The sequence below is a fragment of the Bradyrhizobium campsiandrae genome, from assembly GCF_014529705.1.
Classification (GTDB): Bacteria; Pseudomonadota; Alphaproteobacteria; order Rhizobiales; family Xanthobacteraceae; genus Bradyrhizobium; species Bradyrhizobium campsiandrae.
This window is the reverse complement of the sequence record NZ_JAANIH010000037.1, coordinates 50,315-73,622: the sequence shown is the minus strand read 5'-3', so window position 1 is coordinate 73,622 and position 23,308 is coordinate 50,315. Positions and strand designations below refer to the sequence as shown.

At 63.1% G+C, this 23,308-nt stretch carries 16 protein-coding genes and 2 pseudogenes; 6 read left to right on the top strand and 12 right to left on the bottom strand.

Features of this window, described 5'->3' with window-relative positions; all coding sequences use genetic code 11:
- Positions 1-22: 22 nt before the first annotated feature.
- A complete protein-coding gene (locus G8O24_RS25505; protein WP_244645989.1) occupies positions 23-598 on the bottom strand; it encodes an ABC transporter permease in 576 nt (191 codons plus the stop codon).
- A gap of 92 nt (positions 599-690) precedes the next feature.
- Here G8O24_RS25505 and G8O24_RS25500 point away from each other — a divergent pair, with 92 nt between their 5' ends.
- The 3 genes and pseudogenes from G8O24_RS25500 to G8O24_RS25490 all read left to right on the top strand — a co-directional run bounded on the left by G8O24_RS25500 (position 691) and on the right by G8O24_RS25490 (position 2,408).
- Entirely contained in the window at positions 691-942 is a 252-nt protein-coding gene (locus G8O24_RS25500; protein ID WP_188104175.1) for a hypothetical protein, read from the top strand.
- Positions 943-972: 30 nt separating this feature from the next.
- Positions 973-1,233: pseudogene (locus G8O24_RS25495) on the top strand (DUF6985 domain-containing protein); the annotation flags it as partial.
- Positions 1,234-1,526: 293 nt separating this feature from the next.
- Entirely contained in the window at positions 1,527-2,408 is an 882-nt protein-coding gene (locus G8O24_RS25490) for a PhzF family phenazine biosynthesis protein (protein WP_188104201.1), read from the top strand.
- 330 nt (positions 2,409-2,738) lie between these two features.
- On the opposite strand, the pseudogene G8O24_RS46380 reads toward G8O24_RS25490, so the two are convergent.
- The 5 genes and pseudogenes from G8O24_RS46380 to G8O24_RS25465 form a co-directional block, all read right to left on the bottom strand.
- A pseudogene (locus G8O24_RS46380) lies at positions 2,739-2,837 on the bottom strand (PEP-CTERM sorting domain-containing protein); the annotation flags it as partial.
- A gap of 1,764 nt (positions 2,838-4,601) precedes the next feature.
- The gene (locus G8O24_RS25480) at positions 4,602-4,931 is read right to left on the bottom strand and encodes a hypothetical protein (RefSeq protein WP_244645988.1); all 330 of its coding nucleotides are present in this window, start codon (positions 4,929-4,931) and stop codon (positions 4,602-4,604) included.
- Positions 4,932-5,380: 449 nt separating this feature from the next.
- Positions 5,381-5,926, bottom strand: coding sequence for a hypothetical protein (locus tag G8O24_RS25475; protein WP_188104169.1), 546 nt, complete (start codon positions 5,924-5,926; stop codon positions 5,381-5,383).
- 233 nt (positions 5,927-6,159) lie between these two features.
- Positions 6,160-7,563: an MATE family efflux transporter gene (locus tag G8O24_RS25470; RefSeq protein WP_188104199.1), complete on the bottom strand. Its 1,404-nt coding sequence runs from the start codon at positions 7,561-7,563 to the stop codon at positions 6,160-6,162.
- A 43-nt stretch (positions 7,564-7,606) separates the two neighbouring features.
- Complete coding sequence (locus G8O24_RS25465) at positions 7,607-8,098, bottom strand: hypothetical protein (protein WP_188104167.1); 492 nt, start codon at positions 8,096-8,098, stop codon at positions 7,607-7,609.
- Positions 8,099-8,346: 248 nt separating this feature from the next.
- Between G8O24_RS25465 and G8O24_RS25460 the strand changes: the two genes are divergently transcribed.
- From G8O24_RS25460 to G8O24_RS25450, 3 genes are all read left to right on the top strand, one after another.
- A complete protein-coding gene (locus G8O24_RS25460; protein ID WP_188104198.1) occupies positions 8,347-11,403 on the top strand; it encodes an ATP-binding protein in 3,057 nt (1,018 codons plus the stop codon).
- Positions 11,404-11,701: 298 nt separating this feature from the next.
- On the top strand, positions 11,702-12,919 hold the full coding sequence (locus G8O24_RS25455) for an OpgC domain-containing protein (protein ID WP_188104166.1): 1,218 nt from the start codon (positions 11,702-11,704) through the stop codon (positions 12,917-12,919).
- A gap of 12 nt (positions 12,920-12,931) precedes the next feature.
- Positions 12,932-13,420 (top strand): DUF2059 domain-containing protein, encoded by a 489-nt coding sequence (locus G8O24_RS25450; RefSeq protein WP_188104164.1) that lies wholly within the window; start codon positions 12,932-12,934, stop codon positions 13,418-13,420.
- Positions 13,421-13,437: 17 nt separating this feature from the next.
- Here G8O24_RS25450 and G8O24_RS25445 read toward each other — a convergent pair whose 3' ends face one another.
- The 6 genes from G8O24_RS25445 to G8O24_RS25420 all read right to left on the bottom strand — a co-directional run bounded on the left by G8O24_RS25445 (position 13,438) and on the right by G8O24_RS25420 (position 23,265).
- Positions 13,438-14,550 (bottom strand): ABC transporter permease, encoded by a 1,113-nt coding sequence (locus G8O24_RS25445; protein ID WP_188104162.1) that lies wholly within the window; start codon positions 14,548-14,550, stop codon positions 13,438-13,440.
- A 2-nt stretch (positions 14,551-14,552) separates the two neighbouring features.
- Positions 14,553-17,312 carry a ribosome-associated ATPase/putative transporter RbbA gene (gene rbbA / locus G8O24_RS25440; protein ID WP_202988775.1) on the bottom strand — a complete coding sequence of 920 codons (2,760 nt, stop codon included), beginning with the start codon at positions 17,310-17,312 and terminating at the stop codon, positions 14,553-14,555.
- Positions 17,309-18,376 (bottom strand): HlyD family secretion protein, encoded by a 1,068-nt coding sequence (locus G8O24_RS25435; RefSeq protein ID WP_188104159.1) that lies wholly within the window; start codon positions 18,374-18,376, stop codon positions 17,309-17,311. The genes rbbA and G8O24_RS25435 overlap by 4 nt, the downstream gene beginning before the upstream one ends.
- A 178-nt stretch (positions 18,377-18,554) precedes the next feature.
- A complete protein-coding gene (locus G8O24_RS25430; protein ID WP_188104157.1) occupies positions 18,555-20,051 on the bottom strand; it encodes a sugar ABC transporter ATP-binding protein in 1,497 nt (498 codons plus the stop codon).
- The gene (locus tag G8O24_RS25425; protein WP_188104155.1) at positions 20,048-21,145 is read right to left on the bottom strand and encodes an SMP-30/gluconolactonase/LRE family protein; all 1,098 of its coding nucleotides are present in this window, start codon (positions 21,143-21,145) and stop codon (positions 20,048-20,050) included. Before G8O24_RS25425 ends, G8O24_RS25430 begins: the two co-directional genes overlap by 4 nt.
- Positions 21,142-23,265, bottom strand: coding sequence for an ABC transporter permease (locus G8O24_RS25420; RefSeq protein WP_188104153.1), 2,124 nt, complete (start codon positions 23,263-23,265; stop codon positions 21,142-21,144). Before G8O24_RS25420 ends, G8O24_RS25425 begins: the two co-directional genes overlap by 4 nt.
- Positions 23,266-23,308: the final 43 nt, after the last annotated feature.

Sequence of the window (23,308 nt, the reverse complement as noted above, 5' to 3'; positions counted from 1 at the left end):
CGCCGTGTGCGGGATCGCCGCGCTACCTCGCCGCGCTCTGCCAGGCGAGCAGCCGCTGCTCGACGAGTGACATCGCAATCGACGTGAGGTAGCCGGTCGCGCCGAGCAGGATGACGCCCGCGAAGAGGTCGGCGGATCGGAACGCCCGTGCCGAGAGCAGCACCCATTGACCAAGGCCCTCGAGCCCGGCCAGGATCTCGCAGACCCCCGAGAGGATCAGCGCGAACAGCGCCATGCCTTGCGTCAGCCCGAGCATCGCGGTCGCGACCGGGATGATCGCCGACACCGGCAGCGGCCGCAGAAACTCCAGCGACGGCGCGACATAGGCGCGCATCGTCCTGGACGATCCGATCAGTGCGCCGAGCGCAATGCCGGCGATCGAGGCGGCGAGCCAGCTATAGGCCATGTGCTCCAGCGTGCCGATCAGCTTGCTGGCGAGATCGCCGCTCGAAAAGCCGCGCGCCAAAGCCGCCCAGGCCCTGTCAGGGCCGGGCAGGAACACCGGCGACACCAGCTTCAGATCGGCGATGAGCTGCCATCTCCAGAAGCTGCACAATCTCGAATCGCGGCCGCCGACCGGCTTCAGATGTCGTGACATGGCGACCGGTTCGCGGTCGGCCAAATCAGCTACCTGAAGTCGCAGGGATGCGGTATGAGCCTGAACGCCGGCCGTCGGGGGAGGGGAAAAATATGCTTGATTTTCAGCGGGACGGCTCTTTCTGGACGACAGAAGCGCAACTCCCCAGCTGGGCTGGCTATCAAACCCGCAATGGCCCCTATGGCTCGATCAGTTCAGACAGTCCGTCCGACGGCGTTGTGACAATTTACGCGCCTGACCGCGACGAATCCCCACCGACCGAGCAAGACCGTGCCAGCGTGCAATGGTTGCTCGATCATGAAGCCGAGCTGGCATCCGCCGTTCTGGAGGGTCTTCTGGCTTAGTATCCCAGGCTTCAACGACTTTATGGTTATGAGGGGGCGGACCGGGAAGCGTTGATGCCCGACGTATCGTCGAGCGAGGACTTTCGCCAATTGATCGGGCTTCACAATGTGCATGCGCTCCAGTTGCTGAAGGACGGCATTCCATACGTCGGGTATGAATTTGGCTGCACGTGGGATGAAGAGCACGGTCTCGGCGTCCTCATGCACGGAACGCGCGTTGTCGAAGTTGGCGACGCGCAGACGTCCTTTACGCTGTGGATCGCCGAGCGAGACGGCGGGGTGGAGACGTAAAGGCTTGTCGCTGGAGCAGCCCAGTAGCTCGCCGGGGTCAAGAGCTGAAGGTCATAGGTTCAAATCCTATCCGCCACTGAATTCGGACTGACTGGTCCCGACAGGGAAATGGCCCGCAGCAAGGCGGGCCATTTTGTTTTGGGATTGCGAACGCGCGAAGATCATCGTGAGTTGCGATGGCCCCGAGTTACTGTGACAGTGCCTGGCGTGACCAGCCTCGGCGACAATTAACTGTAGTCACCGTAATCGCTGTCGCGCCTTCACTGTCTGCCCTCCATGAAGTGAGCTATCCGATGACCGAGGTCGAGCTTGTCAACGTATTCACTCACATGGGGCGGGGCGGCAACCCCTGTCCAATTGTCGTCGATGCATCGAACCTTCGCGCTGAGGAGATGCAGGCGGTGGCTCAGCAATTCGGGCATGAGTCGGGCTTCGTTCTGCCGTCACCAGGACCCGACACCGACTACGTCTTCCGCTTCTGGGTTCCGCGACATGAGATGGAGATGTGCGGGCACGCGACCATCGGCGCGCTTTGGGTTCTCGCGACCAAGGGGCGCCTGGCCGCTGAACAGGTCCGCATCGAGACGCGCAGTGGATCGGTGACGGGCTATGTCGATCGTGCGGGCTCGGGTGACCCGTCCGTCGAGATCAGCCAGCCTGTCGGCAAGGTCGTCGATCTCTCGCGGGCGGACGAAGAGGACGTCCTGTCGACGCTCAAGCTATCGCGCCGCGATCTGCTCGACTTGCCGATTCAGAACGCCATCACCTCGCGTGTGAAGACGCTCATTCCCATGAAGACCGTCCGCGAGCTCAATGCGCTGGTGCCGGATCCGTCGCCGATCGAGGCGTGCTGCGGCAGGATCGGATCGACCGGCCTTTATCCTTACGCCATCGACCATCAGGGCGAACGGCGTTTCGAAGCGCGGCAGTTCCCGAAATCGTCGGGTTATCCGGAGGACGCGGCTACCGGTATTGCCGCCGCGGCGCTGGCGTTCGGGCTGCTCAAGAACGAGCTTGTCGAGCGCAATAGTCAGCGGATCACCATCATGCAGGGCCGCGCAATGGGTGCGTTGTCCGAGATCCGGGTGCGCCTCGGCTTCGCTGACGAAAGACCTGTGGGTTGCCTTCTGGGAGGCTCGGTCACGCGCGCGGAGCGGCATTTTCTGCAGCCTTAGCCGTTCGGCGCCGAGACGGTACCCTGGACCTGCACCTTTGGGGTGGTACCCAGAATAGAACTCAAGTGACAATGCGCGAAACATCCGTCTCGGGTTAGTTGCATTGTCGTCGCAATTTCGAAATTTCTGAAGATCAGAAACTGCTTTTGGACGTGAATCCCATTAGGAGAAACAGAGCCGCCCGAAGGCGGCGCTCAACCCGGATCGGCGGTCGGTCAGGCTGTCATCGCATCGTTCTTTCGCCGGCGGGCCATGAAGACGACGCCGGCAAAGCCGAGTGCCCGTGATGGTTGCCCCCGATCGATACAGCTGGTGGCGATTGCCACGGTGCTACAGCGCGAACTTAAACTGAGCTCGGCGCCGATATGCCACAAAGCCGAGCCCGAAGAAGCCTAGCATCATCATCGCCCATGTGGAGGGTTCGGGCACGTCCGACGCAAATGCGACCCCTCCGTAGCGGAGACCGGCCTTTGGCCCATCGAAAGTCCCGAAGGTTTCGTTAACCGGCAAGCTGGTTGCGTCGAGAAGATCGTTGATCGTCACGATCTCATTGGGATCGGCACCGTTGTCGCCGGACCCGGACGTGGTCGCCGTGACCGCCCAAAGCGTCACCGTGCCGTCGGCATTGACGCGCCCAGCCAGGTTGCGAAGACCGACCGTGGTCTCCTGATAGTTCCACCCTTTGACCGAGTAGGTTTGACCAATGAGGTTTGATCGGAGCGTGTAGTCGAGGGTCCAGGTACCGTTGACCAGCGACCATTTCTCGAGACCGGCATGCAGGCTGGTGTCGGTCGCATTGCCGGTGCCCTCGTCGGCCACATAGAGCGTTTTTGGATTAGCGAAGAAAAGGCCGAAGGGTGTGAACTCGGGATTGGTCTTCGCAGACGCCGTCGAGAATCCAGGCAGAATACTGATCTGCGCTTGCGATGCAGTCGCGGCGGTGGGCAGTTGGCCATTGGGATTGCCGACCGTGTAAACGGTGTTGATGCCGTTGCTGCCGCTTCCCTTGGTAAAATAGAGCTGGCCATTGAATGAGGTCAGGCCTCGAAAATTGGAATCCTTGCCTGCCTTGTCTCCGGCAATCGAATTGTATGCGGGATCGACCATGGTTGAATTGGCGGTCGAACCGGGGGTGACCACCTCGAGGCCAGTCGAAGTCGTTAGTTGAGGAGGAGTGCCTGTGCCGTTGTTTGAATTGCCCACCGTGTAGTAGAGCCCGTTGGGCGCCAGAACGGCTGCACGGCCATTGTTACCACCATAAGCGAGCGTCTGAGTCGTAGAAACGTTGCCCTTCGCGTCGACGGCAACGACGGAGCGATTGAATGCGTAGGTCTGGTTGGTGCCCGGCGCAAACTGGGCCGTCACTGGATTCGTCGTGTCTTTGAAGGCGGTCGTATCGGAATTGGAAACATCCAGTTTTCCAACGCCGCCTCCAGCGTATCCCATGAACGTCGCAACAAGGCCACTCGACGTGTTGGTAATGTTGAGGCCGAGTTCGGATTTGGAGGGGAAACTCGTCGAAACAACACTGGGATCGATGTTGAGCGTGCTTTGGACAGCGCCGGTGGTGGCATTGAGGTTTTGCAGTGTGATTGCCGACGTAACGCCGAAGGCGCCGTCCACCTTGGCATTATTCCAGACGGTATTTAAGTCGCCGTTGGAGACAGCACTGGCGGAGCTATAGACGCCATTTTTGTTGAAACTGCCTGGTAATTTCGATCCAACTTGCAGATTGGCGACGTCTCCCACATCCTGGTAGGTGGTTGTTGCGATCAGCAAGCTGCCGCTCTGGATGATCGGGTCCGCGTGTGCGACCGGCGCCAAGGTGAGCGCAGCAACACTGGACCCAACGTAAAAGATTGCTCGATCGACGTTCCGAATTGATAAAAGCATTGCCGCCCCCTATGCGCCAAATTGACGCAATGAGTTAAGCGACGAAATATTACAGCTGAATGTCGCTGGTTGGCAGAGCCAGCCGAAGCAGGCATCTCTAAGCTGCTCGGCCGGCCTCCTCGCTGGATCAAAAGGCCCGATCAAGCGGACACGAAGGCTGCAGGGCTCATCTCCGAAAGCCAGCATCGTTGACCTCCGAATTACGGTGCATTTAACGGGACGGTTCGGCGACAAATTGAATGCATTGCCAAGCAGGTGGAGAACGGCCAGCGCTGAAGGAGGCTAACTTGTGCAGCGATCTCACTTCTCTCCCCAAAACCCCGCAATCACCTTCCCATCCGCTCCCACCAGCGTCGACGGCGCCTCCCCGAACACCAGCCCATCAGGCGGAAACTTGATCGTCTTGCCGCCCTCGATGAATTCGGCAAAGTTCCGTGGGCTGGCCGAGTGCACGCCGCTGCTGAGAAAGTCGTCGATCTCGTAGCAAATGTCGGGCTTGCCGCCGGAGCCCGCGCTCAAGAACTTCTGGAAGTTCTGGCTGGTGATCTTCGCCTTCTCGCGCGCCGACCAGTTGGTGAAGCGGCGGTACAGTTTTGGCAGGATCACCGGGCCCTTGTCGGTTGCGAGCACGTCGGTCTCCTTCGTCTTGGGCTCGCGCAAATCGAAGTCGAAGGCGGGGATGGTCTTGGCGAGGTTCTTCCAGACCGGCAGCTTCCCACGATCACCTTGGTGGTGTCGGCATCCGACCGCCCCGCCGGCCAGAACTGGCTGACCTCGATGGCGTCTTCGACCTGCAGCAATACAACCGGCATCGGCCGCTCCTCGTCATGAGTTTGCGGCCGCCAGGCGACTCACAACGCGATGAGACGGAGCGGACCATCTTCCCACGACAGGCCCCCTGACGGAAGATGGCTTAGAGACGAACCGCAGCAGCGTGGGCGTGCTGCGGGCTACTGCACGCAATAAAAAAGGCGAGCCGGCAGAGTGTCGGCCCGCCTAGATCAGATGATGTTGCTTCCGAAGCGCGTCTTGATCTCTCTGAAGACTCTCGCTGCGCCTCGATCGGAGTGTCCCGCGATCTAGCCCAGGCTCAGCGCTTCGCCGGCTTCGACCGACTTGACTTGGGCATCGCGCGCCGGCTTGTACGGACAGACCATCGTCAGGTAGAGCAGTGTAGGCGTCTTGCTGTCTCCCTCGTACTCCCACTCCAGCCGGATCTCATGCGTGTCCGCGCCCGGGTCGGTTTCTTCGTGTGTCGTGATGTGAGTCTTCATCGGAATCGGTGGTTCCGAGTTGAAGCATTTCCGGACGCTGGCATCGAGCAGCGCGCATCGCGTCAGCGGGACGACATCGGGCTGGTCTTTGGACAGGGGAGTGGTGTTCGGCTGGGCCTCGAGATCGACGCGCACCCGCCCCTTCTCCTTGTGCCAGTGCTTCGCGCTGCCCTGCGGCCACTTCGAAGCCGGCGTCAGTAACAGTTGATACTGGCCGTATTCGAGAGTGGGCAAATCGATATGAGGCGATGCCTTGAGCTTAGCCACGCTCTTTTTCATGTTCGCCAGAGGGTAATAATTGCTGTTCATCAAGTTTCTGAACGCAGCAGTGGTGTAAGGTCTCGACCCCATCGTCTTCTCCTCAATCTGTCGCTAGCTCAGTCCCACAAAACTTGTCAGCCGGAACGTCGGCCTGACGACCCACGGTTCGAAGCCTCGTTTGGCACGCCGCGGGAATGATACTACCTGAGAGTGAGTTGTCCAGCACGGGATCGCGGGCAGACAAATCATAAATCATCCGGCGCCTTGCTCGTCGCCACATCGGACAAGTGGACCAGGGAGTGAGCGAGGCTCGGCAAGTTCAGCTAGCGCTTCGCATCGGTCTTCGGTCCCCAGCGCGTAACCGCAACTGCAGCGCATGAGAGAAGGCCCAGCAGTATCATCGAGGTGGCCGTCAGCGCGAAGAAGCTTTCGGCGGTCGCCTCCTGAGAGAGCAGATACCAGCCGCCAAGCCCGATGAAGACGAGGCGCGCCGTTTGCGCCAGTACCGGGCCCACCACGTTACCCGCGCCCTGCGACGAGAAATACATCGCCGAAGCAAGTGCGATGAAGGCGTAGAACGGAGCGACAGTCCGGAGAAACTGTCGGCTGGCAGCATACGCACCGGTATCCCTGATGAAGAGACTGATCCAGGGGTCCGGCAAAAGCGCAACGGCGCCAGCGATCGCGCCGATCACGGTGAAGGCCACGAGCCCCGTCAGCCAAGCCACCAGGCGGGCCCGCGCGATGCGCCCGGCTCCGATCGCGACGCCGATGATCGGTACTGAGCCGATGCCGAAGGAGAAAGCAATGGTCGCTAGCACGTATTCAAGTCGCGTGCCGATGCCATAGGCGGCAAGGGTCGCCGTGCCGAACGCCGCCAGAAGGTGGGCGAGGACGAGGTTGGTCAACGCGTTTTGCAGCGGGGATAAACAAGCAACAGCGCCGACCTTGAGGATGTCGGCAAACAAAGCCCATTGCACGCGAAATCCGTGCAGCCGCGGCGCAATGCCGCCGCGGCCAGAGAATAGATACCAGCACATCGCTCCGATATTGATGGTGGCGGCAATCAGCGATCCCATCGCGACCCCAGGCATTCCGAACTGCGGTACTGGTCCGAGTCCAAGACCCAGCGTGCGGCCAAGGATGATTTGGATGACGGCGGAATTGACGATCAGCAGCGATGGCAATTTCATGTTGCCGGTGCCGCGTAGGACACCTGCCAGAACATTGACCAGCCAGATCAGCACGGCGCCGCCGAAATATATCCGGCTGTAGGCGGTGGCCTGCGCCAGCACGTCACCGCGGCCGCCCAACTGCTCCAGCAGTTGCCGGCCGCCGACCAGCATGCCTAGCATGAAGACGAGGCCGAAGAAGATCGCGATTAGGAGTGCGTGCGTGACTAGGTTCTCGGCCCGCTCGCGGTGGCCGGCACCGAGCGATCGGGCGATGGCCGACGCAACGCCGCCGGCCATCGCCGCGCCGGACAGGCTGATGGTCAACATGACTAAGGGAAACACCAGCGCCATGGCGGCCAGCGCCTCGATTCCCAGGCGGCCGATGTAGGAGGTCTCGGCGACCGCAACGAGCGTCCCGGCGGAGAACGCGAGCGCATTCGGCCAAGCCAGGGAGAGCAGCGTCGGCAGGATCGGTCCGTCGAGTAGCTCTTTCGCGGCTAGGCGAGGGGGCTGCGGCAACGGGCCGTCTCTCCTTTTACCCCAGCGAGGCAGAAGTCTGTTTAAGAAGAATCCAGCGGCCGAGGGCGGATGGTGGTCAGGATCTATGAGGGCAGACCATCGTCAGATGCAGCAGCGTCGGCTTGTCCGAGCCCTTCTTGTACTCCCACTCCAGCCGGATCTCGTGCCGGTGGGCGAGGGCATCGCTTGCCTCGTGGGTGATGATCTTCGTCTTCATCGGGATCGGCGGCTCGGAGTTGAAGCACTTCCGGACGCAGGCATCGAGCAGGTCGCATCGGGTCAGCGGAATCACACCGGGCTCGTCCTTGGAAAGGGGGACCGTGTTCGGTTGAGTGCTGAGGTCGACGCGAGCCCGGCCCTTCTCCTTGTGCCAGTGCTTCGCGCTCCCCTGCGGCCACTTCGAGGGCGGGGTCAAAATCAGATGGTACTGGCCGTATTCCAACGTAGGCAGGTCGATGTCGTCCGATGCCTTGAGCTTGGCGACGCTCTTCTTCATATTCGCTAAAGGAAAGTAATTGCTGTTCATCAAGTCTCGAAATGCCCTGCCGCTATATACCAGTCCGGCCATCGCCTCTTTCCTCGATATGTCTGTCAGTTAAAACCCCAAGCGGGCTGGCCGAAAATGCGCTTCACGCCGCGGCCGATCACGCAATTCACGCTACCACTCAGGACTGTGTTTCGTCCAGAGAGCTACCTTCCAATCAGCCGCGTATCCCACAAGCGCGATTGCCATGCTCTTTGCTATAGGTAATGTTGGTTCGAACGCCTTGCGGGCGTCGGAGCGGGATTGCTGTGGCAGTCGTTGAAAGCGCTGGAATGCATTGCTTCGCGTGTCGGTCGGCGATTGATCCAGGCGACAGCTGGTGCTCCAAATGTGGGGCAGCCATCCGTCAGCGCGTTGATCCAGACAGCGAGCGACGGTTTGTGACGATTCTGCGCGCCGATGTCATCGATTCCACCGGCCTTGTCGCGGAATTGGAGCCGGAGGAGGCGGTATCGCGCCTCGAACCCGCTCTTGCGGCGATGAGAGGCGCCGTACGTCAGTTTGGCGGCATCGTCAGCAAGGAGCTCGGTGACGGGCTCGCCGCAGTCTTCGGCGCCCCCATCGCCGACGACAACCACGCGCCCTTGGCCTGCCATGCGGCCATCGAACTGGTCCGGCGCGTGCGGGGCCTCGGCGATCCCGGACTTCAGGTGCGGGTCGGTCTCCATTCCGGTCATGTGGTCGCCTATATGGTCGCGAGCGAGTTTTCCAAGGTCTACGAGATCGGGGGCGCCGCACAGCACCTGGCGGCACGGTTGGAATCGATGGCCGAGGCGAATCAGATCTACGTTTCCGAGGCTTGTCAGGCACTCGCCGACGGGCACGTCCGCTTTGAATTCCTGGGCCGCAAGACGCTCCGTGGTTTTGGCGAGCCTTTGCCTGTGTACAGGGTCATGGGCGCGAGCGATCTGTCGAGTTGGCGGGTCCGGCGCGCGCGCAGCGTCTCCCGCTTCGTCGATCGCACGACCGAGCGGGCACTGTTGTGGCGCGCAGCGGAAAGGGTCAGCGCTGGCCGGCAGACGGTTTTGCTGATAGGCGACGCCGGCATTGGCAAGTCGCGGCTTGTCCACGAGTTCGCACAGGATCTGCGGGCCAACGGTTGGCGGCTGGTCGATGTCGAGTGCAGCCCGAATCTCCAGGGAGCGCCCTATAGTACCCTCAAGCGACTGCTGCAATCGGTCCTCGAGGCGGCTGCAAAGGATCGGGCCCGGGCGGCCGATCCCAGGGCCGAGCTACAGGTGGTCCATCAGCGGGCCGTCGACGCGGTCCTGGACGTGCCGATTTCTGATCCGCAATGGGACGAGTTGGCGCCTCATGCCCGTGGTCGCGCGATTTCCGATGCGAGTTGCGCGCTCGTGGAGAGCGTCATCCGCCGCCAGCGCACTGTCCTTTTGATCGAGGATCTGCACTGGATCGATCGGGCCAGCGATACGGTCGTTGCGGCTCTTGCCGGGCTGCAAAGCCCCGATTTGCTCGTGCTGCTGACGATGCGGCCAAATGGAATGCCGGTGTGGATTGCGCGGTGCCACGCTGAAATCGTGGCGATGCGCCCGCTTGACGATGCCTCCGGACTGGCCATGCTCGCGGAGATGCTGGGGCCCGCCACGACGAGCGCGGACCTGAAAAACCGGATCATTTCCCACACGGCCAACGTTCCGCTGTTCATCGAGGAGGTTTGCCGCAGTCTGAAGGATAGCGGTACGCTTCTTGGTCAGTGGGGCGACTTGTCCTTGGTGCGTCCCGTAGACGAGCTCGGCATTCCCAGCAGCATTCAAGGGGTGATCGCGGCCCGGCTGGATCGCGTGTCACGACAGGAAAGGTCGCTGCTCCAGATTGCCGCGGCACTCGGGCCACGGGCAAGCCAGGGCATGTTGCGGAAAGTGGCGGCATTGCCGGAAGACGTCCTGCAGGATTGCCTCACCGCGCTCGACCGCGCCGAACTGCTCGTCAGGATCGATAGTGAGCTGGAGGACTCGCTCGAATTTCGGCATGAAATGGTCAGGCAGGTGACCTACGATTCAATGGTCGAAAAGGTACGCGAAGGCATCCATGCCAGTATCCTGGCAAGTCTTGAAAGTGATGAGGCCTGGGCCGACAGCCCGGACACGCTCTGCTACCACGCAACGAGAGCCAAGGATTGGCGAAAGGCGTTTCATCACGGCAGAGGGGCTGCACGAAAGAGCATGGCGCGCTCGGCATATGCGGACGCGGTCGATTATTTTGAGATTGCGCTTGGATCTCTCGACAAGACGCCCGTCACCGTTTCGCGGGAAGCTGATGCTATCGATCTCCGGATGGAGGCGCGTTTGGCCTACACCGGATCTGGTCGTGTTGCTGAAGCCCTAGACCTGGGTAGGGAAGCTGAACGCCGAGCAGATGGGATCGGCGACATTGGGCGCAAAGTCGCAGCCATGACCATGAGGGCGGGTGCGCAGAACTTCTATGGGACGCCCGTCGAAGCTGTGGTGATCGGCGAAGAGGTCGTGCGTCTGGCGGATAGCTCCGGCAATCCCGGTTGGCGCAATCTCGCGCAGTACAATCTCGGGCAGGCCTATTTTCTGGCCGGCCGTTACCATCGTGCCAAGGAGATGCTGGCCACGGCTCGGGCTCATCTCGCCGGTCCCGCAGCCAGTGCGCCGATTGGGACGACCCCGCAATCTCTGCTCGTGCTCTGCTGCATGATGGGAAGCATCACCCACACCGTGATGGGCGAGCTTGATGCCGCCGAGCAGCTTCAGCGCGAGGCGGCCGCGATCGCAGACGAGACCGGTCGCCCCTATGACCGCGTTGCCGCCGCCTATAGCGGCGGCTGGCTGAAGCTCGGCCAGAACGATCCCGCGGCGGCGGCTGCGATCCTCGAAGAGGGGTTCGTGCTGGCGCAGAAGCACGGCATCCGCCTGTTCGTGCCGGTGCTCGCCTGCCATCTCGGCATCGCCTATCTCGAGCAGGGGCTGTTCGACCGGGCCCGTCGGATCCTGGCCGAGGCGCGCGAGGAGGCGAGGGCGGTCGGCTACACCTCGGCGGTGCTGCGCTCCTCGATCTACCTTGCACTGGCGACCCACCAGCTCGGCGATCTCCAGGCGGCGCAGAACATGCTGCGCGAGGCGCGCAACACCGCGCGCCAGCAGGGCTTCTCCGGCCTCGAGGCCGAGGCCCTGTACGGGGAGGCCGTGGTGACGCCGCCGACGAGCGAGGCGAATCGCACTGTTATCCTGGCCGCCCTGCGCGCGGCGATCGCGATCGCCTCCGAGAGTGGCGCAAAGCCGCTGCTGCGTAAGGCCGAGACGATGCTGGACGGCATGCTCGCCGAGGGCGACCGGCCGGGCTGACGCCCGGGTCGCGCCAAGCGGGGGGCTTGCCCGACGTCCGGGATGAGTTTCACAAACAGTACAAGGACTTAGCTACTGTGCATGGGGTTGTTTTCGCCCCGTTTTTAGCGCCCCCTTGCTTGGTGATGACAAAGTCCCTTGCGCGGGCGCCAAGGTCGGCTACCGTCGGCCGTGTAACTCAGCCGTCTAGCCCAGCCGTCTGGCCCAAGGGTTAGGTGACCTTTTGATCAATCTTTTTTAGCATCCGATTCTCACCAGCGCCGCAACGGCGCGACGCCCACCTGACGAGGCGGGGGCCATGATCACACGGGACCAGGCAGCACTGTTGGCGCCGGTGGAGCGCGATTTGCGGCTCGACCTGTTCCGCGGCATCGGCCTGTGGATGATCTTCCTCGACCACATCCCGCACGACGTCGTGGCCTGGCTGACGCTGCGCAATTACGGCTTCAGCGATGCCGCCGAGTTCTTCGTCTTCATCTCCGGCTACCTGGTCGGCTGGATTTACGGCCCCGTCGTCGCCGGCGGCTGGTTCGTTGCCGCGCTGAAGCGGCTGTGGCGGCGGGCGGCGGAAATGTATGTCGCCCACATCATGCTGTTCCTGCTGTTCACGGCGCAGATCGCGCGCACCGCGCGCCGCTTCGACAATCCGATGTACGAGCACGAGTTCAACGTGTTCAACTTCCTGTCGCATCCGGACGAGCTGATCGGGCAGGCGATCCTGCTCAAATACAAGCCGGTCAATCTCGACGTGCTGCCGCTCTATATCGCGCTGGTGGTTGCTGCACCCTTCATGGTCTGGTGCCTGGTGCGCCGGCCGAACCTGACGCTTGCCGCCTCCGTCGTGCTCTATGCGCTGTCGCGCTGGTTCGACTGGAACATCGCCTCCTATCCGCCCGGATCGACCTGGTACTTCAATCCGTTCTGCTGGCAGCTGATGTTCGTATTCGCTGCCTGGTGCGGCGTCGGCGAGATCGCCAGGATCCGCAGATGGGTGTGGTCGAAAGCTGCGATGGCGCTGGCCGCGGCGTGGATCGTCTTCGCCTTCCTGATCGTGATGACCTGGCACGTCCATGCGCTCGAGGCCCTGATCCCGAAATGGATGATCAAGGCGATCTACCCGATCGACAAGACCGACCTCGACATGCTGCGCTTCACGCATTTCCTGGCGCTGGCGATCTGGGTGACGCATTTCGTCTCGCGCAAATGGCGGGCGCTGCACGCGGCGTGGCTGCGTCCCGTCATCCTCTGCGGTCAGCACTCGCTGCCGATCTTCTGCCTCGGCGTCTTCCTGTCGTTCTCCGCGCACTGGATCCTGACGCAATACACCAAGGGCGTCTGGGAACAGCTCGCGGTCTCCGCCGTCGGCATCGTCATCATGATCGGCGCCGCCTGGCTGCTCGACCGCGCCGACCGGGTGCCGACCCTGTTCGTGAAAGTGTCCGAGGTCGAGGAGCCCGAGAGTGCCAGCGAGAGCGCGCCGGCCGCAACCGCCCCTGCGGCGTCCGCGAGCCGGTGAATGGAGAGGTCCATGTCCAGACGCCTGTTGACGATCGCCGGCTTTCTCCTGTTCTTCGTGGCTGGCGCCTCCGCGCAGGCGCCCTCGCCGGAGGCGATGACCGCGGCGCGCAAGCTCGTGGACACCCTGAAGATCGCCGATCAATATCGTGCGCTGCTGCCGCAGCTGCTGCTCAAGCTGCGCCCGGTGGTGGCGCAGGACAGGCCGGAGATCGAACGCGACTACGATGCGATGACGGCGCCCGGCGCCGAGATCTACGCGCCGTTCGTCACGGCCATGCTCGACCAGATCGCCGCCGTCTATGCCGCGACCTTCACCCTCGACGAACTGCGCCAGATCGAAGCGTTCTACGCCCAGCCGGCCGGACAGAAGCTTCTGGCGCAGTCGGATGCGCTGGCGCAGGCGAGTACGCAGATCGGTCAGGACATCAGCCAGAAGGCCGCCGACCAATTGAAGCAGCGCCTGATCGAGACGCTGCGCCAGAAGGGTCACAAGCTCTGAGCCGTCGCCGCCCTGGGCTAGGCGAGAAAGTCGCGGAAGCGCCGCAGCGCAATCAGGAAGAAGACGACGCCGATCAGCGTCAGCGCGAGAAGCTGCGGCCAGACGGCCTCGAGGCCCGCGCCGCGGAACAGGATGGCCTGGGCGAGCAATACGAAATGCGTGTTCGGCGCGGCCAGCATGATGTCCTGGACGAACTGCGGCATGCTCTCCCGCGGCGTCATGCTGCCCGAGAGCGTCTGCAACGGCAGCAGGATCATGATTAGCAGCAATCCGAACTGCGGCATCGAGCCGGCGACGGTGGCGAGAAAGATGCCCATGCTGGTGGTGGCAAACAGATGCAGCGCCGCGCCGAGCAGGAACAGCGCCACCGAGCCGTCGATCGTCACCGCCAGCCATCCCTTGACCACAAAGGTGATCGACAGAGTGGAGGCGACCAGAACCACGGCCCCCATCGACCAGACCTTGCTCACCATGATCTCCAATGGCGTGACCGGCATCACCAGCAGATGCTCGATCGTGCCATGCTCCCGCTCGCGGATCAGGGCCGCGCCGGTCAGGATGATCGAGAGCATGGTGATCGACATGATGAGGTGGTCGACTGCGCCGAACCAGGATCTCTTCAGCTCCGGGTTGAAGCGGGCGCGCAGCGCAAGGTCGATCGGCGGCGTCTGCGCTTCGCGGGTGCGCGCCAGGAATTCGGCGATCTCGGCGCCGACGATCTGTTCGACATAGCCGCTGCCGTTGAAGGCCTGCGAGATGCGCGTTGCGTCGACGTTGAGCTGGATCGACGGCGCCTTGCGCGCCAGCAGATCGCGCTGGAAGTCCGGCGGTATGTCGAGCGCGAAGGTGTCGAGACCGGCATCCATCCGCCGGTCCATCTCATATTGCGAGATCAGCCGAGGGGTGGAGAAATAGGGGTCGGTGAACGCCATCGCGATGCGGGTCGAGACCGGCGAATGATCCTCGTCGACGATGGCGATCGCGGCGCGGTTCAACGTCTCCGGCAGCGTGTTGGCACCTTCATAGACCGCGAGCGTGAAGGAATAGGCGATCAGCACGAGCAGCATCGGGTCGCGCGCCAGCCCGCGCAATTCCTTGATCCCGAGCTGGATGAGGTTGCCGAGGCGCATGGTCAGCGGGCCTGTTTCTTCAGGAGCAGAGCACTTGTGGCGAGCAGCACCGGGATCATGACGGCGAGTGCCAGCAGGTCGTTATGAAGCGTGGCGAATCCGAGTCCCTTTGAGAACGTGCCGCGCGAGATGGTCACGAAATAGCTGGTCGGATAGACGAGCCCGATCATCTTGCCCACTCCTTGCAAGGAGGAGACGGGATCGATCAATCCGGAATACTGGATCGCCGGGATCAGGGTGATCAGGACGGTGCCGAACAGTGCCGCGATCTGGCTGTTCATGAAGGTCGAGATCACGAGGCCGATCGCTGTCGTCGCCGTGACGTAGAGCAGCGCGGCAACGGCATAGGTCAGGAAGCTGCCGGCAAAGGGCACGCCGAAGACAGTCAGTGCGAAGGCGACGAGCAGCAGGAAGTTGGCAAAGGCCAGCACGACGTAGGGCAGTTGCATGCCGAGCAGGAACTCCAGCCGCGTCACCGGCGTCACGTAGAAATTGACGATCGAGCCCAGCTCCTTTTCGCGCACCACCGCAAGCGCGGCGAGCACCGCCGGGATCATGATCAGGAGCAGCGGAATGATGCCGGGCGCCATGGCGACGACGCTCCGGACGTCCGGATTGTAACGGTAGCGCAGCGCGAGTTGATAGGATCCGGCGATCGCCGCCTCGCCGTAGAGCTCGCGGCCCTTTTGCGCGAGCCAGGTCGCGTGGATGGCTTGCGCGTAGGAGCGCAGCGTTTCGGCGCGGGTGGGGTTGGCGCCGTCGACCCAGGCGCCGATCTCGACATGCCGCCCGCGGCTGACGTCGCGGCCGAAGCCGGGCGGAAGCTCGATGGCGAGACTGATCTCGCCCTTGCGCATGCGTCGGTCGAGATCGGCGTAGTCCTTGATCGGAGCCTTCTCGGTGAAATAGCGCGAGCCCGCGATCTGTAGGCTATAGTCGCGGCTGATCGCCGTATCGTCTCGGTCGAGCACGGCGAAAGTCAAATCCTCGACGTCCATGCTGATGCCGTAGCCGAGCACGAACAGCAACAACACGCTGCCGAGGATCGCCAACGTCGCGCGGATCGGATCGCGTCGCAGCTCCAGCGCCTCGCGCCGCGTATAGGCGAGCATACGCCGGAGATTGAAGACGGCGCTGCGCGTGCGCTTTGGCCGAGCTGCGGGCGGGGCAATCGCCGCCTGCGGAGAGGCGTTCTTGTCGCCGCCGATGGCATCCTCCAGATAGCCGATGAAGGCCTGTTCCAGTGTCGCCGCGCCGCGCTTTGCGATGATGGCGGCCGGTGCATCCGAGATCAGAACGCGCCCCGCATGCATCAGCGAGATCCGGTCGCAGCGCTCGGCCTCGTTCATGAAATGAGTCGAGACGAAGATGGTGACGTTGTCCTTGCGCGAGAGCTCGGCAAGAATTTGCCAGAAGTGGTCGCGCGCAATGGGATCGACGCCGGAGGTCGGTTCGTCGAGAATGAGGATGTCAGGCGAATGGATCATGGCGACCGCCAGCGACAGCCGCTGCCTGAGGCCGAGCGGTAGCGCGTCGGGCAGGGCATCGGTCACGTCCGTAAGGTCGAATCGGGCGATCATCTCGTCGATGCGTGCATCGATCGTCTGCGCCGGCAAATCGAACAGCCGCGCATGCAGATCGAGATTCTGGGTGACGGTGAGCTCCGAATAGAGCGAAAAGCCCTGCGACATGTAGCCGATGCGCTGTCGCACGGACATGTCCCCGGCATCGATCGCCTTGCCGAACAGGCGCGCATTGCCTTCGCTGACCGGCAGCAGGCCGGTCAGCATCTTCATAGTTGTGGTCTTGCCGCATCCGTTCGAGCCGAGGAAGCCGAAGATCTCGCCTTTCCGGATGCGGAAGCTGACGTCGTCCACGGCGACGAAGTCATTGAAGCGCCGAGTCAGGTGATCTGCCTCGATTGCGATCTCATCATGGTCGGCGTCGCGTGGCGGGATGACGACGCTGGTGTGATTGCCGCGGTCAGTCTCCGGCAGAAGACGGATAAAGGCGTCATCGAGCGTATCGGCGCCGGTCCGCTGCTTGAGTTCGGCGGGCGTGCCAGTCGCCAGCACGCGGCCGGCGTTCATCGCAATCAGGAAGTCGAATTGCGCGGCCTCTTCCATATAGGCGGTCGACACGATCACGCTCATGCCCGGGCGGCCGCTCCGGATCGAGGCGATCAGCTCCCAGAACTGGCGCCGCGACAGGGGATCGACGCCGGTCGTCGGCTCATCCAGGATCAGCAGCTCGGGATCGTGGATCAGGGCGCAGCAGAGCCCGACCTTCTGTTTCATGCCACCCGAAAGCTTTTCGGCGGGCCGATCGGCGAATGGGGTAAGGCCCGTATCGCGCAGCAGGCCTGCGATCCGTCGGCTTCGTTCCGCCGTGTCGTGTCCGAACAGGCGGCCGAAGAAGTCGATATTCTCGAAGACCGACAGCGTCGGATACAGGTTCTTGCCGAGCCCCTGCGGCATGTAGGCGATATCGGGACAGACGTTGCGGCGATGACGCGAACTCGCCATGTCTCCGCCGAGCACGTGGACGCTCCCCTGCTGGATCTCGCGCGCTCCGGCGATGAGCGCGAGCAGGCTGGATTTGCCGACGCCATCAGGGCCGATCAACCCGATCGTACAGCCGGACGGGAGGTCGAGGGTGATGGCGTCCAGTGCGCGGGTCTTGCCGTAGCTCAGGCCCACGCCATCGAGACGCACCACACTGCCGGGCCCGTCCGGCGCGCCGGCTGCGACAGTCGTGTTCATGGCGTCAGCTTGATCTTGAGATTGTCGGGCCATTGTGCCGCTGGATCGAGCCGCACATAGGCCATGCCCGGCAAGCCGGTCTTCACATGCTCGATGTGCTGGCGCAGCAGCTCGGGTGCGATATGCGCCTTGATGCGGAACATCAGCTTTTGGCGTTCCTCTTCGGTTTCAACCGTCTTCGGCGTGAACTGCGCGACATCTGCGACGAAAGTGGCCTTGGCTGGGATCACATATTGCGGGATCGCGTCGAGCACGAGGTGGACCTCGGAACCCATCGCGACGCGGCCGGCCTCGGCCGTCGGCAGAAAGAACGTCATGTAGACGTCGCCGAGATCAACCATGTTGAGCACGCGGCCGCCGGCCGAGAGCACCTCGCCCGGCTGCGACACGCGATACTGCACGCGGCCTTCGCGCGGCGCCTTCAGCACGCTGTCGTTGAGGTCGGCGTTGATGCTTTCGATCGCGGCTTTGGCGGCGTCAACGGAGGCGCCAGCATCGATCACCATGGCGCGCGCCGAACTGATCGCGGCCTCGGAGGCCGCGACCTGAGCCTGGGCAGCGGCAAGCGCGGCCTTCGCCGTGGCGTTGGCAGAGCGGTCGTCGTCCAGCACCTGCTGCGACACTGCGTTCGTCTTGATCAATTGCTCGGAGCGATCGAGCTTGCGGCTCGTGGTGTCGAGCTGCGCGATACGCTGGTCGACCACGGCCTCGGCCGCCTTGCGTTCGGCCTCACGCTGATTCACCAGACTTTTTGCAGTCTCGACATTGATGGTGGCACGCTGGAGCTGCGCTTCAGCCTGTCGGCGCTGGGCCTGCAATTGCTCGGTGTCCATGCGTGCCAGCACCTGGCCGGCGTTGACGAAATCGCCTTCGTTAACCAGGATCTCGCGAATTCGGCCCGGAGTCTTGGTGGCGATGTCGATCTCGACCGCCTCGATGCGACCATTGCCGCGGGCGAAGCCCGCCGGCACCGGATTGGAATCGCGATGCAGCAAGTAGTAATAGCCACCGCCCGCGAGGAGGATGGCGATCACGGCGACGACGCGACCCGGTGTCAAGTTCATTTGATCATAACGCCGCGCGGCGACGCCCACATGTTGCGACACGAACCCCCGGCCGCCAATCGTGCGGACGAGACCGGCTCAACATGCAGCGTTTTTTTGCAACGCAACTTGATGCAGATCAGACGGCAGCGGCGATTGCCTCTGCCCAAGGGGCAGGCAGTTGATCGACCCTCAGGCGTTAGTGAATCGCCGCGTACATGATCTTTTCCTCGGTCGCCTCCAGAGCGGAGAACTCCTCCACGACCTTGCCCTGGCGCGAAACCAGGATGCGGTCGGACAGCGCCATGATCTCGGGCAGATAGGATGAGATCACCACGACCGCCTTGCCCTCATCGGCGAGCCGGTTGATCAGTTCGTGGATCTCGACGATGGCGCCGACGTCGACACCGCGGGTCGGCTCGTCGAAGATGATCAGGTCGGGCTCCTGCACCAGCGATTTGGCGATGACGACCTTCTGCTGATTGCCGCCGGAGAGCTCGACCACTTTGACGTGGTCGCCGATGGCGCGAACCTTGAGCTTCTCGCTCCAGGTCCGGCCGACCGCTTCGGTTTCCCGCCGCGACAGCATCATCCGACCCCCCGGAAATTTCGCCAGCAGGCCGAGATAGATGTTGCGCGCGATCGAGGACGTCTCGAAGAAGCCTTCGACCTTGCGGTCCTCGGTGACATAGGCGATGCCGGCCTTCACCGCCGGCGCCGGCACGCGGTAGCGCACCGGCTGGTCGTGCAGCAGGATCTCGCCGCCGTGGAAGAAGTCGCGCTTCAGCACGCCGGCGACGATCTTGAACGTCTCGGTGCGGCCCGCGCCGACAAGTCCGAACACGCCGGTGATCTGTCCAGCGAATACCGACAGCGAATTGTTCTTCACCATCGGCGCCATCTTCAAATTCTGCACCGTGAGCACGCGTGTGCCAGCCGGCCGCACGTTGCTCTTGCGTGCGCCATAGAGCGTATTCGAGAGGTCGCGTCCGACCATGGCTTGCACGATCGCGGCGCGATCGAATTTGGTGACATCGTCGGTCACCACATGCTTGCCGTCGCGCAGCACCGTGATGCGGTCGGCGAGCAGCAGCGCCTCTTCCAGGGCATGCGAGATGAACACGATCGAGACGCCGCGCTTCTTGAGGTCGCGGACGAGGTCGAAGAAATACTTCTTCTCCTCCGGCGTCAGCGATGCCGTCGGCTCGTCGAAGATGATGACCTTGGCGCGGTGCAGGACCGCGCGCGCGATTTCCACCATCTGCTTCTTGGCTGCGCCAAGGCCGCCGACGGTGGCTGTCGGCGTAACGTCGAAATTGAGCGATTGCAGGAATTGCTGCGCGGCGATGTAGATTCCGCGGAGGCGGTTGTAGAATTTCTCCTGCCCGAGAAACAGATTTTGCGCCACCGTCATGGTCGGCACCAGGCTGTTCTCCTGGAACACCATGGCGATGCCCAGGTTGCGCGCCTCCAGCGGCGTCTTCGGTGCGACGTCAGTGCCGTCGACCGTCATGGTCCCCGAGGTTAGCGTCACCACGCCGGCCATGACCTTCGTGAGGGTCGACTTGCCGGCGCCGTTCTCGCCGACCAGCGCATGGATTTCGCCGCGGCGGAGGTCGAAATCGACCCCGTCGATGGCGGGAACGCCGGCGTAGAGTTTCGTGGCCTTGCGCAGCGAGAGTGCGATGTCGCTCATGTCCTGATCTCCTCGGCAAGGCCGGCAAGGGGCAGCTTCAGGATACGGCCCGGTCCCTTGGCGATCAGGACGAGGTCGCCACCCAGCTCGACGGCCGCGACGACACCGTGGTTGATGCCGTCGACCCGGCTGTGCAGCGAATAGAGCGGCTGGCCATCGGCATCGAGACGGATGACGAGTCCGTAAGACCGCGGCGGCGCCCACGGCTTGATGACGCCCATGGTCTTGATGTGCGCGCCTTGCATCGGCTCCTTGAACGAACGGCCGGAGCGCAGACGCGGTGCAACCCAGTGTTCGGGCGCAATCTCGGCCATCATCCGGCGCCGGTAGCCGGGCTCGCGCAACACGAACTCGACGAGCTGGGTCCGGGCGGTGAACGCGGTGAGCCAGTAGCCGCCCCCGGAAGCCTTCGACAGCCGCGATGGATAGACGGGGAGGTGAGCAAGCACGATCTTCGGGGCTGCGCCTGGTGTCACGAGAACGAGGCGGTGACGCCAGCTTTCGCTGACCAGCATCGCGTCGCCATGGGCGCAGGCGCCGAAGGCGTAGCCGAGGCCCTGGGCCAACCGCGTGACGGACTTGCTGCCTGGATCGAGCCGGTACACGCGGCCGCTCCGGTTGAGCTCGAGCAGGTCACGCGCCCAGTCGTCGACGCCACATGTGGCCGAGCCGTCCGTTGCGATCAGCGTGTTGTCGTCCGCCAGCGCCAGGGCGTTGACGGCGTTGAATGCCGCGTCAGTGAATGTCGCGCTGGGCTGCTCGGCGGAAGGGTTGGGGTAAACGCGCACCTCGCGCCCTCCGAGCGCGACCGCGAGGCCGCCGCCGGGAAGGGCGCATAAAGCCGAGATTGGCCGCTCGAAGCCGCGCACTTCCGACGCTGTGGCGCCGGTCAGGCACATGAGTCGACGCCCGTCCGCGATAAAGAGGTTGCTTCCATCAGCGGCGAGGTCTTCCGGTGCCTCGCATGTCAGCAAGGTCTCGGCAGATTCCAGCTTCTGGTTCGGCTTCAGCGCGCCGTCGAATGATGGCACGGTGATGGTGGCATCGCCGCGCCCGAGAAAGCGGTTGGCGAAGTTCCTGACGGCCGCGATCACGACTGCTTCCCCCACCGTTTGTCGTACTGGACGAAGTTCGGATCGGCATTGTCGAGCTTGTAGCGGCCGATCCGGTTATTGAGGATGCCGCCGAGATAGAGGTAGCCGCGATGCTCGCGCATCGAGGTGATCATCGGATGGTTCTCGCCGTGCAGATCCCAGAACGACTCGACGATCTTGCCCTGTTCGTTGAACTTCACCACGCAGCCTGTGTTGATATTGGGGAACAGCCATTCGTCGACCGGCACGCGCTTCGCCATGCGGCGGCGGAAGCCGGGCATCTTCCAGGCGAGGTCGAGCGAGGGGCTGCGCATGCCGACCAGCGCGAGCCAGTAATTGCCGTCGGAGGCGAGATTGATGTTGTCAGGGTACCCAGGCAGGTTGTCCATCACGACCCCGACCGCCCCCTTCTTCGGTCCGGCAAACCAATAGCGCTTGATCGAGCAGCCAAAGGTTTCGGCGAACAGGATCGACTGGCCGTCGCTGGCGACGCAGATGCCGTTGGGGAATTTGAGACCGCGCAGTTCGGTGCGAGTCGTTCCGGTCTTGGTGTCGTAGGAGATGATGCGGCCGTTGCCGCGCGCTTCGAGACCATCGATGGGCCATTCATCCATCTCGTAACGGACCGTCGCTTCGGAGAAGAAGATCAGGCCGTCATCGGTGATGTCGAGGTCGTCGGCGAGCCGCAGGCGGCTGTCGTCGTTGACCGAACGCAGGCTGCGGTTGGTCTCGTCGGTTGCCTTCTCCACGGTGCCGTCAGGCTTGATGCGATAGAGCCCCATGCCGCCGATGCAGACATAGAGATTGTCCTCGCGGTCGAAGGCCATGCCGAGCGGCTGACCGCCGATATGGGCGAACACTTCCATCTTCTGATAGTCAGGCGCGAGGAAGCGCATGATGTCGCCGTGACGCGAGCCGGCATAGAGATTGTCGTGGCGATCCAGAATGACGTCTTCCGGCGCCTCGATGCGGCCGAGGCCGATCGCCTCGACATCGCGCAGCTTGTCGTTCTGCTCGAATGGTCCGCCTTGCCCGATTTCCGTCGGCGGCGGTGGCGGCAGCTCGTGGTAGGTCGGCGCGACGTAGACCTTGCTGATGATGCGCGTCCGGTTCTTCTGCCAGCGGATGTCGACCATGGCGGCGACGAGCAGGATGCCGGCCAGTGCCATCCGGTTGACGCCGCCGCGCGCGTTCATCGTCGTCAGGCCGTTTGTGATCAGGAGCACGATCAGCACGCCGACCGCCGATTTGGCGACAGAGCCCTTGCCGCCGCCGAGCGTGATGCCGCCGAGCACGGTCGCGGTCAGCACGATCACCTCGAGCCCGACGCCGATGTCGCCACCGACGGTGCCGAGCCGGGAAGCAAAGAACAACGCGCCGATGCTGGTCAGCGCGCCGCTGGCGACGTAGCAGAGCGCGATGGTGCGGCGAACGGGAATGCCCGAATTGTACGCCGAACGTCGCGAGCCGCCGATTGCCGTGATGTGCCAACCCGGGCGCAGCCGGGTCATGAAGATGTGGCCGAAAATCGCGATGACGATATAGGCGAGCGCCACAGTGGGAACGCCCAGCACAGAGCCGGCGCCGATGAAGTCCCAGGACGGGATGTCGGGGAAGGCCGAGGCGATCGCGTTGGAGTAGCGCTGGATCAGGAGATCGTAGGCAGAGCGGTAGATGATCAGTGTGATCAGCGTGGTGATGAAGGCGCGCAGCCGCAGATATCCGACCAGGATGCCGTTGACGGCGCCGAGCAGGGCGCCGCAGAGCAGTGTCGCGACTACGACGGCCGGAACGGGCCAGCCCGCGACGTCGAGCAGATAGAGGGCGCAGAAGTCGGTCAGTGCGAAGATCGACCCGACCGAGAGATCGATGCCGCCGACGATGACGACCAGCGCGAGCCCGAGGGCAATGAAGCCGATTTCGCCGGCCTGGCGCGCGGTATCGGCAAGGCTCGCCGGCGACAGGAAGTTGTCGATGGAGCGGCTGAACGCGAAGCCGACGATCAGGAGGAGGATGACCGGGATGGCCGTCTCGGTCCATCGCTTGGACAGGATCTCCCCGAGCAGATGATCAGGCCAGTAGCGGTAACGCAGGCTTGTGATTGTGTCGCGCATCGGCATTCCAACGGGGCATGGAAACTGTTTGAGAGCGATGTCCCCGGGT